The 14,871-nt window shown below is 37.9% G+C and carries 8 protein-coding genes; all 8 read right to left on the reverse strand.

From position 1 onward, the window contains the following. Window positions 1-57: 57 nt before the first annotated feature. Complete coding sequence (locus tag G7B20_RS13285; RefSeq protein WP_164111900.1) at window positions 58-3,387, reverse strand: SusC/RagA family TonB-linked outer membrane protein; 3,330 nt, start codon at window positions 3,385-3,387, stop codon at window positions 58-60. A gap of 39 nt (window positions 3,388-3,426) precedes the next feature. After that, window positions 3,427-4,545: a FecR family protein gene (locus G7B20_RS13290; RefSeq protein ID WP_164111901.1), complete on the reverse strand. Its 1,119-nt coding sequence runs from the start codon at window positions 4,543-4,545 to the stop codon at window positions 3,427-3,429. A 55-nt stretch (window positions 4,546-4,600) separates the two neighbouring features. Then, entirely contained in the window at window positions 4,601-5,218 is a 618-nt protein-coding gene (locus G7B20_RS13295; protein WP_164111902.1) for an RNA polymerase sigma factor, read from the reverse strand. 170 nt (window positions 5,219-5,388) lie between these two features. Further along, a complete protein-coding gene (locus tag G7B20_RS13300) occupies window positions 5,389-8,169 on the reverse strand; it encodes a prolyl oligopeptidase family serine peptidase (RefSeq protein WP_164111903.1) in 2,781 nt (926 codons plus the stop codon). Window positions 8,170-8,209: 40 nt separating this feature from the next. Then, window positions 8,210-9,415 carry a thioredoxin family protein gene (locus tag G7B20_RS13305; RefSeq protein WP_164111904.1) on the reverse strand — a complete coding sequence of 402 codons (1,206 nt, stop codon included), beginning with the start codon at window positions 9,413-9,415 and terminating at the stop codon, window positions 8,210-8,212. A gap of 58 nt (window positions 9,416-9,473) precedes the next feature. After that, window positions 9,474-12,149 carry a M16 family metallopeptidase gene (locus G7B20_RS13310; RefSeq protein ID WP_164111905.1) on the reverse strand — a complete coding sequence of 892 codons (2,676 nt, stop codon included), beginning with the start codon at window positions 12,147-12,149 and terminating at the stop codon, window positions 9,474-9,476. Beyond that, the gene (locus tag G7B20_RS13315; RefSeq protein WP_164111906.1) at window positions 12,149-13,453 is read right to left on the reverse strand and encodes a thioredoxin family protein; all 1,305 of its coding nucleotides are present in this window, start codon (window positions 13,451-13,453) and stop codon (window positions 12,149-12,151) included. The genes G7B20_RS13310 and G7B20_RS13315 overlap by 1 nt, the downstream gene beginning before the upstream one ends. Window positions 13,454-13,457: 4 nt before the next feature. After that, window positions 13,458-14,783, reverse strand: a complete 1,326-nt coding sequence (locus G7B20_RS13320; RefSeq protein WP_164111907.1) for a thioredoxin family protein — start codon at window positions 14,781-14,783, stop codon at window positions 13,458-13,460. Window positions 14,784-14,871 lie beyond the last annotated feature (88 nt).

Genomic DNA, 14,871 nt, shown 5'->3' on the forward strand with positions numbered 1-14,871 from the left:
TTATACTTTTTAGCCTTTGCTCCAAAACACTTTATATAGATAGATCAAACATCCCTACTAAAAAGTGGCTTGTACAGTAAAAGCAATGTGCCTTGCAAATGGATAATCTAACCCTCTCTCTAGCTTGACCGTTGAGGAACGAAAGATATCGTTTGCGAATAGACTAAACCTCATATTATCAAATTTATATCGTTGTTTGAGTCTATCACTTCTGAGGATATAAGATATATTTAGCGATTTTAACTCTACGAGATCATTTTTTTGAACAAACCTAGAAGTAGGTCTAGTAGTAGTTGTATTTGACACGGCTTTAAAAGCGGCTATATCACCTTCATACTTCCATCTTTCGTAAAATACTCTCCTATCCACATTGTCATTTGGATTTACATTTTCAATACGGTCTACCAAAGTCTGGTTATACGTATATCCGCCAAATTGATACCTGAAAATACAGCCCACCTGCAAGCCTTTATACCCCATATTTAAACCAAATGTTCCTTCTAGCGTAGGATCGGTAGTTGCAAAAGGAATATAATCTGCTGCGCTCCACATTGAAGTTAAACGACCATCTCGGGTCATAAATACTTCCTGACCTGTGGCTGGATCGATTCCCTGAGAACGTACGACCCAAAGTGTATTCATGGATTGTCCTTCAAAGTATCTAACCGTTGGTTTATTGCCTACATTCGCATCGGCTGTATTATTATAGCTTTGCAAAGCATTCGAAATCTTTTTTAGTGTATTCTCATTGCGTACAGCTACACCTTGGATATTAACAAATATTTTCTTCTCCGTATTTCTGTACACTGAACCGCGTAGTGACAGCTCGAGGCCTTTGTTCTGCACCTCTCCTAAATTTGCTTTATAGGTATTAAATCCTAGCGATGGCGGCATGGTGACATCGGTTAACACATCTTTGGAATAATCTGAATAATAGTTAAAATATCCGGATATTCTTCCGCTGGCCAATTCAAAGTCAATCCCAACATTTCTTTTATAAGTTTTCTGCCATTGTAGGTCGGTATTGCCATAAGACTTGGCCACCGTACCTATGTAATCATCGTAAACTACATCGGTGAGGTACCCATAAGTTAGCTGTGCCTGATACGGGTAAAAGTTTTGACTGCCCGTATAACCGATCGAACCTCTAAGCTTTAGTAAATTGATAAATGTAAAATTCTTTATAAAAGATTCGTTATGCAGATTCCACCCTATTCCTGATGACCAAAAAGTTCCAAAACGCTTATTGGATCCGAATTGGGAAGACCCATCTAGACGAAAAGCAAAATCAGCAAGGTATTTCCCGTCATAGCTATAATTCATATTGGCTAATCCGCCGATAAGTCTACTCGTAGCTTCAACGCCTGTTGGCTTAGAACCGGCCAGATATTCTAACCCCATTCCGACATGGTCCATTCGATCATTAGGAAAACCTGAAGCTAAGATGGTATAAGAATCAGAGCGAGCTTCCAGGATATTATAATTAGCATTCATAACCATCAAATGCTTATCAAAAGATTCCGTATAAGCTATGCCAAACCGTCCTTCATAACGCAAATTTTGTGAAGTTACTTTTTGATAGCTGCCCTTTTTTGTAGCGTTCATAAAATCTATATGATCAGCTGGCTTAAAAACGTCCGAAGTCTGTGTTTTCTTATTTAAAGAGAAGTCTCCAGAAAGCCTGATCCTTTTGCCTATGCGCCATTCCAAACCGAAGTTATTGATAAAATTATCATAAGCACTTTCATCTCTTGTATTTAATATTGTATTATATAAAGGGTTAGGAATAGTCACTTTAGGTGAATTGACCGATTCTAATACAAATAATATTTTTTTGACATTTCCCTCGTCGTCATAAGGGGAATAATAGGGATTCAGGTATGCATATTTTTGAAAACTCCCATAGGGAGAATTTTTGGAGGTGACATTGTCAAAACTTAGATTATTAGAAAATTTTAGATTCTTATAATTATAGGCCAGTCTCACGCCTATTCCTTTTCTGTTACGCGATGAACCTTTCATCACCCCCTCAGATGGGTTATAAGATAAATCCACGGCATAGCGAATAGCCTGATCTCCGCCCTCTAATGTAAGGGATTGCTTCGAATTTATACCAAGGGATTTGACCGGTTTTTTTATCCAATCTGTATTTATCCCCTGCTGAACCATTTTTAACCGTTCATTGTAAAGCTCTCTATGCCGCTCGCCAATATAAATGTAAGGATTGGGATTATAAATACCGGCTAATACCTCATAGTCTAATTTCTCACGCGCATTCAACAGGTTATACCCCGATAAATCTGCAAAGTCAAGATCCACACTCCCAGAGTAGTTTATTTTTATCTTCCCACTTTTTGGCGGGTAAGTTGAAATGACAACCACACCATTGGCACCTCGAGAGCCATATATTGCAAGAGCAGCAGCATCTTTCAGAATAGTAACTCCACTGATACGTTGCGGATCCAGATCATATATTTTTTCGATACTAACTTCGAATCCATCCAACATAAAAGTGGGCAAATTAGGCTTCCCTTTAAAATTTTCTTCGAGATTGCTAGCTATACTGCTTGATCCTCTGATTTGAAAATCAGGCATCTCATTGGGATTTGACCCCATTTGGTTATTCTCGATTAGTTTAAAAGAAGGATCTAGTATGTTTAACATAGTTAGCACATTCTGATTGGAAACAGCTCTTAGTTCTGCACCTGAAAAGGAGGAAGCTGCCCCTGTAAATGTCTGTTTAGATTTCTCAAAGTACCCCGTGTTAACCGTAACCGCGACCTCATCTATCTCATTTTGGATTTCTTTCATCGTAATGCTTAATACCTTATTGGAGTTGCTTACTTCTACTTCTAAAGGTTCATAACCTATACAATTAAAAATCAAGGCTTTCTCATTAGAAGGAAGTACTATTTCAAACGATCCATTAGCTTTAGTAAGCACACGAGAGGAATTATTTTTCACCCTTACTGTCACATCGGCTAAATTGTTCCCTTTTTCATTTTTCACAATTCCAGTTATCGAATACGTGTTGGGCCGATAACTTGAAGGGCTATCTCGTTTTATCTTTTCTTTTATGATAACGGTCTTATCCGAAATGACATAATCAAGGGGAAGATCTTTCAAACAGTATTCCAAAGCCTGCTCTAACGTCATATTCTTGATATTGACATTTCTTTTAGGAAGAGTCTTCAGCAACTGCGTGTTAATTGTAAAGTCGTAATTTGACTGTTCGCTTATCTTTGACAAAATAAGCTCTACCGGGGCTTCCCGCATCTGAATATTTAATAGATTTTGCGCTTGGAGCTCTAATTTTGAGGCTACAATCAAAGCTAATGTCCAAACAAAATAAAGCCACCTCTTTCGAGATGCATAATAGTGTTTCATAAAATTATTGGTTAGTTATTAATTACTTATTATAGCTTGCTAGTACTTCGTGTTTTTCGGTCTCGATACGTAAAGATTTCTGTCTTTTAAGCGTAGATGTACTTTGGCCGAAAGTTCCAACGCTTTTATTGCAGACAATAGAGGTTTATTTCTACTCAATCTACCGTAAAGAGCAATATCAGAAATATCATCTTCGTAAATTATTTGAATATCGTACCACCTGGAAATATCTTCCAACACATTCACTAACAATTCGTTTTGAAATACGATCAAACCATCTTTCCAAGCTGCTGCACCTTTTGTATTCCCATCCTTCACCCGTACGCCATCATGAAGAATAATTGCTTCTTGCCCAGGTTTCAATCGATATGTCGCATCCGAGTGTGGGATGTTGACAGATACAGCTCCTTCTAGTAAAGTGGTTCGCTCTTCTACTGAAGATTTATAGCTTTTAATGTTGAATTTAGTGCCGTGAACTTCAACCTCCTGTCCCCGTGTGGCTACAATAAATCTTTTATGTTCATCTTTTTTGACTTCGAAATAGGCCTCGCCATCCAGAAACACCCTACGCTCACTAAGTCCTTCAAAACTAGCAGGAAAAGACAAGGACGAAGCGGCATTTAGCCATACTTCTGTGCCATCTTGCAGTGTCATTTTATACTGCCCCCCTCTTGGCGTTTCCAAGACTTGGGTTTTATTAATTTCTAAGATAGACTCGTCTTCCAAAACCTCCGTTCCATCCGAATACGAAGGTATCAATGCGTCCCATTTTATTTCAGATTGAGGATCACGAAGTGTTATTCGCTCCCCACTGCTGAGCCTTAACGTTGCTTTATTGCTGCCCGCACCAATTTCAGCTTCTTTCATAGATAGAGATTCGTCATTGACAAAATACGGAGTCATCACAAAACCGATCAAAACGGCTACTGCTGCGACTGCGGCAATAAGTGACCACCGCTTAATCGAACTAATCTTAGGTTTTATAGGCAACCGTCGACTAATGCTTTTTAAATCTGCTTCTATTTGCTCGGTACTTCGCGCTAATTCAGGAAAACTGCCAAAGGTCAACCAATCTTCTACAAGCTTTTGTTCATCGGCAGAACATTGCTGGTCTTGGTATCGCTGCAGTAACTTTTCAAATTCTTTTCGGTTCATCATTGTATAGGCTTACACTGCTTAACATGAATACAATCTCGAAAAGGGGGTGTAGGGGTTAAAAGTTTTTGAAAATTTTTTCAATGTAGAAAAATGCTATCATAATATGGGCGGTCAATCCGAGCTTTTTCTTTAATATGGATAAAGCATGATGCAAGTGACTTTTTACAGTCTGTTCAGATAGCCCCAGTTGAATAGCTATTTCTTTCCGGGAGAGCTCAGCTTTCCTGCTAAGTTCAAAAACCATCCGCATCTTGTTGGGGAGCTTATCTATTTCCTCTTGAATAATATCTGCGAGTTCTTTGTAACGGAGTATGTGGTCCGCATCATATACTTTTTCTTCAACAAACTGATTAAAACTACTTACAAAATCTTCCGTTACTTTTCGCTTAGCTATTGCGGTTATTATTTTGTTTCGGACGGCACGAAATAAATATCCGGATAAATTATCGGTAAGATCTACCTGTTCCTTACGATTCCAAAGCGATAAAAAAACGTCGTGGATGATGTCTTGGGATTCCTCAGCGTCTCCTAGTCTTCGTAAGGCGAAAATATATAAGCCTTTACTATACTTATTATATATAGCAGTATAGGCACTATGATCCGCTTTAAAAAGCCTACGCGCTAGCTCTGTATCAAGACAATCTGCGCTCTCTTGGTTAGGAAAAGAATACATATCAGTGCAATATTAGGTAAAAAATAAAAAATCACCAAGCATGATAAGTCTTCATCTACTCATTGCATAGTTTGGATAAATCAACCATTGCATTGTTATGAAATAGTAGATCTACCCAAACTATTGCTGATAGGTTAAAAAGATTGTTAAAGAGCCTAACCTATGGTCTTCTAATCCTCCAATCCCTTACTCCACCATGTAGGCGCACGCTTTCCTTTCAGAAAATAATCAAAATACTGTAACATACGCTCGGCATAGTCTTTTCGGTTTACTTCTTTAGCCAAATTATGATTTTCTCCAGGATAAGAGAGCAAGACAGATGGTTTTTTCAATTTCCTCAACCCCTGATAAAGCTCAATACCCTGGGTATAATCAACAGCACCATCTTTATCATTATGCATCAGCAACAATGGCGTATTAATCTTTTCAAGATGAAATACAGGCGAGTTATTATAATACGGGTCCATCATCTGCCAATAAGGCTTAGTTAGTCTAGCTTGATTAGCTTCAAAAATAGCTTGATTACTTCCTCCCGTATTCCAATAAATCAAATTATACATAGAAATAAGGTTAGTAACAGGAGCTCCCGCAGATGCCGCTTTAAAAAGGTTACTCTGCGTTATCAAAAAAGCAGTTTGATACCCGCCCCAAGAGTGGCCTTGTAATCCAACATTATCAGCATCTACAATTCCAGTTGCTATTGCAGATTTCACCGCTGGTACTACACAAGCCACAGCCGAATTCCCGGGATCATCAAGACGATATTTAATATCAGGCATCAGTACCGCATACCCCTGACTCGTATAAACAGAACTATTAAATCCACCACCCGGATAATAAGGCAATGCGAATTCATTCATACCATCAGAAAGACGCTCATATATATACGTAATAGTAGGATACGATTGTCCTTCTTTATACCCAGCCGGCAAAAACAAAGCAGCTTGAAGTGTATCTCCGTGATCACTCACATAGTCAATCAATCGAACACCCGCAGACCATGCAAACTTATTTCTATTGGGTATATTTTGCGTTAGTCGTTTTAATCCGGACAACCGTCTATCAGCACTGGTATATACATCCCGTGGATCAGTAGAGGTTTCTCGCGTCAGGAAATAACGGTTGGTTAATTTTGACTTCCTCAAACTACCGTACTTAGCATCATCCATAAAAAGTAGTTCGAGCTTCTCACTACCAGAAGGTAACAATGCCACACCGCTCTTTTTAGATCTTTCATCACGCACTAGAAAATATTGGTCTTTTGACAAATCAATACCCACATCTTCTACATAAATATTTTCCCAACTCGCTACTTTAAGCTTGCTTTCCTCAAAATTCGGTGTTATTCTTTGGCTTTTACTATTACTAACATTAACTTTCCACAGGTCATAATTATCCCTGATAAAAACAAATCTACCATCAGCCGACCAACCTATAAATGGCGTAGGTGGAGACTGAACGTTATGATCACGCGAGTTATCTACGAAAGTAGTAGACAATGCTGAAGTTAAATTAATCGTATGTTTAGTTTTGACATCATAAGAAAAATAATCACCATTTTCATAATAAACCAAATGAGATCCTACAGGAGAAATCTTAATACCAACACTCCCTGTCAAATAATACTTATGTTTCAAAAGATGGGTTTTACCCCCTATCAAGTCAATTACAGAAATATCTGCATAAGACTGTCCAGACATGCTAGCTTCATAATCATACGGCCCCTTATCCACCTCAACAGCAAATTGTTGATTGGGAGACAAATATATAGTCTTGAATGTAGTATCCCCTATTGCGGACAATTTAGCGGTATTGGTATCATATCGATACAATATGGATCTCTTATCCCCCTTTGCAAACATCACTTTACGTTGTGACTGTAAAATGGTATCTTGCCAATTCCAAATCACAACATTCGACACATCAGCAGCAGCAGGGGCGGTTGGCGGTTGTGCTCCAGCAGCAGTTGACTTTGCCGCTATGTTATCTGTGGACTTGCTAGAAGCTTTTGGTATACATCCAAAAAATAGAAATCTTTTATCTTTTGAAAGATACGGTATAAAATGCGGAGATATAGCCTTGCCCTTTCCTAATTCTTTAGCGATATTAACCAATACACTAACTTCCCACAACGATTCTTTATTATTACGTACGAGAATAATGTCATGTTGAGTTCCAATATTTTTGACTTTGGTCGTCTTCATGCCCGTCAATGCCCTCCCATCGTCAGACCATTTCAAATGAGAATACTCCGCTCGTCCTACATCCAGTGAATGAGTTACACCATTATTCAATTGCATCAGATACAAACCGTTACCTTGTGCACCATTGGCATCTATTGTATAAGCTATGACATCGCCTTTAACGCTAAATGAATAAGTATATACATTACCAATAGCATACTGCTTCTTAGTTTTTGTATTATAGAGAATTAAGTCACTACCCTTACCCCCACCTGCTACTTTCGTATTTTTATTAGCATCCACTATTTTTATCGCCACCCACGGATTATTGGGATTGCTCGAAAATTCAAAATTTGACACTAAATCATAATACACTTTAGCAGAATCCTTCAAGTTGATTAACCATAATCTTGGATAACTAGGTTTCTTAGCTTTAGAATTGCTTTCCATAGTCTTAAAATCCGGAAAAGTATAAAAGCCAACATAGTCCGATGATGGAGAAAATTTTAAATCTGAATAATATCCACCTAGATTATATACATATTTGGTGGTATCTGAAGTATGTTGAAGGATAAGCTTGAGATTCCCCTTAAGAGGTCCCATTACCGAAGAAAACCACTGCCCATCTGCAGAAAAATCAGTCTTCTCAGTACGCACGTGCACCAATGACGAAATATTATCCCAATTAAGAGCCTGTTTATTTTGCGCTAGAGCATAATTATTCATAGCTATATACATAGCTATGAATAATGTAAAATAGAATTTCATTATTTAACTAAATAAGAATATTTAATCGAAGAAGATTTAATTATTTCTTTGCTGAAGATTTTTTGCTTTGTATTTCTTTAGCTTTGTTATTAAAATCTTTTGCAACTTTATGTCGCCCTAATTTTTCAGCTGCACGGCGCATATACGGGTAATAGTTGAAACTAGTAAACTGCTTCTGCCCATTCTGTTGTGCAACTTCTAAATCGCCCAAGATTCTAACCAACATTTTTTTATCTTTGGATTCTTGAATAATATAGTTAGACATAGCCAACTTCAACCTGTCTGTATATTTAAAACCAAACTTCTGCGCATACGTTACAGCATTATAAGCCTCCTCCCAATTCCTATTCATCAACTGTTCATAAATATAGAGCTTAGAGGAGAACTCCTGAAAAATTTGATTTCTTGAAAACAGATTGATATCCTTTTTCAGTTTATTAAAAGTATCCTCTTGTGCATCAAACGTTGTCTCCATTGTTGTTAGATCCGTAGGAAGCTGTATCATTCTACTAATGGTCAAACCTATAGTATTCGTCAATTGTCCATCTAAATTATTCTGATCTACAAATTTCAAACGACTAAATTTACTCTTGTTATCCAGCACATATCTTAAATATTTGGATTCATAGTCATACATATAAGGAGCAACCATAGCCCAAACAGGTTCTTGCAATAACTGATCATAACCATTTACCGTCAAGTAATCATCTATTACCTTTACTACCCCCTCTTTATCAAGGATATTGTTAAGCGATTTAACATATTCTGTCAAAAATGGCAGCTCTCTATTTCCATCTTCATATTTTATTTTTTGTGTGACTATACCTACCCCTTTAATAGCTTTTTTAGCTTCTTGAACAAACTCGTCCACACTCCGGGTACCGATCAGCTTATGCACGATACGCTTACTTTTGGGATCCACATACAATAACGTAGGATACCTTTTGATTTGTTCCGGGAAGAATGCGTCCAATTCAAGTCCATTCTCCTTTTCCATATCATACTTCACGTTGATGAAGTGTTCATTATAAAAGTCTCCCATTTCCTTCTGTGGAAATATATTTCGTTCCAACCCTTTACAAGGACCACACCATTCTGTATAGCAATCTATAAAAATCAGTTTATTTTCCTTATCTGCGATAGCCAGCACCTCATCCCATTTTTGGTTATCTTTAAAGACAATTCCTTGCGCTTTGGAAGCAACCGAGGATAACAGAAGCATTATTAATAATAGTATATTTTTCATAGTTTTATAACTGTATATTTGTTTTTCTTAGTAACCAATAATAGTCCATTATATATTACTAATATGTTTTAATATGTGATGGTAAGGCCATATACCTCTTGATATAAGCGTTTACTTCATTTAACGTAATAGATTCAATTATATTTTTGAATTCCTTTTCCTTCCAGACCTTACCTGTCCATTTAAGCTGATTTGATACGAACAACATCACCTGATCAGGATCATTATAATAATCGACATACCTGTTCCATTCTCTACGCTTCAACCCCTTGAGACTAGATTGATCAATCCCCTCTCTTGCCACTTTTTCACATAGCATATTGAATTCAACCAATGCCGTATCCAATAATTCAGGAATAACACGAAAGCGGAGACTTAACGATACATGTGGCGAAGGATGCACACCAAATGATGGTGTAGTTCCCCATGCATAAATCAACCCTTTCTCATTTCTCAGGTGTAGTAACATATTACGACTCATATACTCTTCCACCATACCTTGTAAGATATAGCGTTTTAACGTAATGGCCTGTACATTATCTTTGGTCATACGATTAACCAAATAAGTACGTCCTTTCGGAGCTTCAGCGAGTTCTATCGTGTCTTCTGCTTGATCATCTGCAGTTACGCCTACAAAACGCAATTTATCTTTTACCGGAATCTCCGATAAATAAGCAATCACTTGTTCGATATCGATATCCCCTTGAATGAAGAGGCGTGTTTGGCCAGGAATAAGCAAACTATTTAGTTTAATCTCTAGTTCGTTTTTATCCATTACAACAGAATTAGCCCCTTTTGCTCCCTCTTTAGACTTATTAAATTTTTCCAATTCCTTAGAAAAGGTCTTCTCATCTATTGCAAAGCCCTTGTATAAGTTGGCTAGATACTGGATCACAAATTCAAAGTTATCTGCTGTAAAAGTAGTTTCTACCCCTGATTTATACCCTTGATACTTCAGTGTCAAACTAGGACTACCCCAAGCCCTTTTCAGTGCATCAAGCTCTGACAAAGACTTGTTGGCAAAAACAGGATCACGAATCTCTTTAAATTGACTCGCAAATGGTTGTTCTTCCTTTTTCAATAGGACCGTACCAGCGTCTGTTTCTAAAGAAATAGAATTACGTCGGTCCGACTTATTCCAGATAATTTCCATACCATTTTTCAAACGATACAGTTGCATCCCATTAGGAAGAAGAGTTTGATGTTGGAGCATAGATTTTTTGTACCGAGGACGATCACTTTGAAGCAAAGCTTTAACTTCACCCGAAGATTTAGATCCCATGCGATGACGAGCCGTTGGCAATTGATAAGCGATGCGGACATCTGGCTGATTCGAAGATTCGTCGAGCAAATTAACCATGCGTACTTCAAATCCTTTACCATAATCTGGCAAGCCTGCTAAAAAAGCCCTAGAATTCGTGAATACTATCTCTGCAGCAGCCCTGATATCTTCCGGAGTAAGCTGCGCAGCTGCTTCGTCCAATGCCTGCGCAAAAACCGTTGGATCTGCTATGGGCAGGTTTGCCGTAAAATTAGAATATATACTATTCAATATTACACTAGGACTGTGTGAGTCGGACAGTTTTACCTTATATTTATAGACTGAAGAGCGAGACTTCCATAGCGATTGTAAAAAATCTACATCAACATCGCCATACCGCAAATGCGAAATTGCACCACCTATTTCTTTTAACCTATTTTGAAACGCACTCGTGTCCTGAAAATTAAATTTCACATTGAGTACCGAAGCGGTTGGCATATTTGACGGAATAGCGGCAGTGACCTCCATACCCGTTTTATAGCCTTCCAACATCCCTTTGAAGATATCCGTAATTAACTCCACAGCTATTGCTTTTCGCAACTCTTTACGTTGTGTCAGGTCGATCAATGGAAAACGATAAATCAATCTTCCCATAAATCCTTTACGCTTATCGACCTCTACCTCCGAAGGACTAAACAAAGCAACGTTATCCTCGTGTACCGGCAAGAAGGCTTGTGGCAATGCCGAGTCAACAACACATTTGGCATCAGAGAAAGCACTTTTCAGCTTTTGTTCTAACTCCATCGCACCAGCATCACCAATCAATACCAATGCAATATTTTCAGGACGATACCACTTACGGTAAAAATTTTCTACCTTTTGCGGTGTTATTGCAGCAATCTGGGCCGAATCTCCTAAGATAGTATGTTTCTCGAAATAACCACCACGCAAATTGGAAAGCCCCCCGCTGGAATAGGATGTTTTAGTCTCCGCCAAAATAGCCGGCCTTTCAATATCGACTTCACGCTGCGTGAATTGCATATGCCCTAAAACCCCTCGAATATACTGGATCAACTTATCTTCGGTATCTTTATTCTCCTTTGAATACGTGTAATTATAAATAGTCCGCACTTCAGATGTAAACGCCTGCCAGTCTTGAAACAGATTAAGCCCACCGTCATATACCAAATCCAATGACTTACGGCGATCAAATCCGGGTACCGAAGTAGAAACCAAATGTTCCAAAAAATGGGCAATACCTACCTCGTCTTGCGTCTCATATAAAGACCCCGTTTTAACGATCATACCAATCGCCATCTTTCCCTTTATCCAAGGAGTCGACAATGTATAATATTGTATTCCATTCGCTAACTTACCTTGTGTCGCATCCTTGCGGGCAGCAAAATCGCCTTGCGCATATCCAGTAGAAGTCCCACAAATAGCTACTAGAATAACTAACAACAAATTTCTCATTATAAACTAATATCCTCTCCTTTACGCATCAATTCCAAGTCAGCTGATACAGCTGGATTAGAACCTTTCATATTCTTTAACACTTCCTCCTTCAATCGGATACCTTTATTGCGATCACCAAACATATATTCTGCATTTGCATAGAAACTCAATGCATCCGTAGAATCTTGCGTCAGCTCAAACACCATCTTTGACCATTTTACTACATTCTGAGCTTCACGTTCGGATGAAGCAAACAGGCTATAATCTTTGATCATAAATTTCAACTTATCAGAATGTATCATCGCATTACTACGAAAACGCGTGTTTGGCTCATTCTCATATTTTTTTACGGTGGACAAGTGAGATCTATACAGCGCATCGATATCCATATTTTCTACTATTGCGTTTATCTCAGGCTCTAATAACCTCAAAAATGAAGGCCCCATGTATGTACTTTTATAATAGTGCATTAACAAGGAATTACGTTGATTCTCTGAGACATTCATTCCCCCCTGTTTTGCACGCTGCAAAGCCAAGTCGATATAAGTAGTATCTTGTTTTAAAATAGCATAATCAGAAGTATTTTCGGCCATCGTCTTGTTCCCCTCTTGGAATCGTTCACGCACATCTTTACGTACATACGATTGCCAAGCATCTGATTTTAGATTCTTCATAATTATGTCGTCAGCCTTTCCGCCATAAATAACCGCAGTCCAATGGTCATCAATTAATTTTGCCATTGCAGCACTTTCCTCAGCTACACCTTTCTGAATAAGCAGATATTGCTCCAATACATCCGTGTATCCTTTAGATTTACTCTCCTTTAATTTATCCAGGTATAAGCTTAAAAAATCCTCATTAGTCTTTTCTTTTTCATAGCGAGCCGCCAATCTACCGATACTATTCGGATCTAACATAGACTGGTACGCCTTTTTTACTACTGCCATAAACGCAGCTGTAGGCTTGGCACTTTGATCACGAAATACGACATTTCCATCGCCATCTAAAAAAACATAGCCCGGCAGGCCTTCAATAGCGTATTTACGTTTAAGTTCTATCCCTTCACCACGTTCTACGTCCATCTTAAAGGCGACAATATGTTTATCAAAATAAGCTCCTACTTCAGGATCTTTAAACACCGTAGCGTCCATTTTTTTACAGGGCGCACACCACACGGCATACGCATCGACGAACAACATCTTATTTTCACGAGATGCCTTAGCCAAAGCCTCAGCAAAATTTCCTTTCTCAAAATTTATACCTTGAGCCAAAGCCGACAATGAACAGCATAGAACCCCTAGTATTATACATAACTTTTTCATAGCATTAACTATTTTTAAGATTCTCTAATTCAACCACTTGATCATTATACCCCTTATCCTTCGGATTCATGGCTTTTATAAGTTTTTCTTTTACCTGAATCGCCTCCTTTTTCTTATTTTGTCTGACCAATGCTTCCACTGCAAAATTCGTCAATGCAATATCTGTAGGAACCAACTGTAAACCATATTTAGCCCACTTCTCAACGTGTTTAAATTCGCCTTTTTTAGTAATTAAAGTAACATACTTTTCCAAGGCTTTATTCATATTACGCACCAATATTCCTGCGTCCAAATCCTTCTGCGCCAAACGGCTTGCTTCCGCATAAAACCCAACACTAACTGGATTAGCCTTTACATAATCAGCGTATCGGATAGAATCTTTAAGCTTTATTTCAGCGATTGATTTATGTGTAGTCAAACTATCTAAATATTTAACGGCTTCTTTTTTATAAAGACCATCCTCCTTTTTTAAAGCTATTAACTCTAACTTATAAGCATTATAGTCAGAATAGTAGGGCTTCTCAGGCATTTTAACCCATCTATCCAAAAAGACTTCAAACAATTTTGGATCTTGATTAGCTACTGCCACGCGATAGGTATTCTGAATTAAGCGATCAGGCATAGATTTCAAAGTACGTTCTTCTTTTCGAGTAGCTATATCTATATACTCCTCATAGTTTTGATTTAAAATTCTTTCCGCTTCACCACCACATGTCATATGATTATAATAGGCTAAGAAAAACTCCATCATATCGGCCGATTTTTCCTTTATATGCCGTTGGTTTTTAAGAAAATCCTCAATCTGAACCCTTGGACTCTCCGAAAAACTGATCATTTTAGCGATATAATTTTGTAGAAAGACAGGATCGTTCTTTTTTGTTTCGTACTGCTTCTTCAGATTGAAATAACTATTTGGATCATTTTGCATATCCAGAGACTTCTGTGCCTCATCCAATAATTTTTCTGCTTTGATAGAACCTACAACCTTATTCACCAACTCCCCCTGACCGTTTGTAAAAGTCATTGTTGGATAGGCCGCTACTTTAAATCTTTGTGCATATTCTTTTCCTTCTTTCTCTGCATCCATTTTTATGGACACAAATTTGTCATTAAAGAAATCACCAACCAAAGTCTGGCTGAACACTTCTTTATCTAACACCTTACAGGGTACACACCAGTCTGTATAGAAATCTATAAAAACTATTTTACCTTCCTTTTTAGCGCGCTCAGTTGCTTCTTCAAAACTTATTTTGTCAAACTTAATCCCTTGGGCATAGGTTGCCGCAAAATTTAATAAAAGCAAAAAAACGCTTATACATATTGACTTCATATAATTATTTATAGTTCTTTATTTGGTGGTTCATTAAGAAAAAAAATCCCGTAGCCGATATTGATCAGCTACGAGATTCTTGTATGTT

Source organism: Sphingobacterium sp. xlx-96 (assembly GCF_011007365.1).
GTDB classification, from domain to species: domain Bacteria; phylum Bacteroidota; class Bacteroidia; order Sphingobacteriales; family Sphingobacteriaceae; genus Sphingobacterium; species Sphingobacterium luzhongxinii.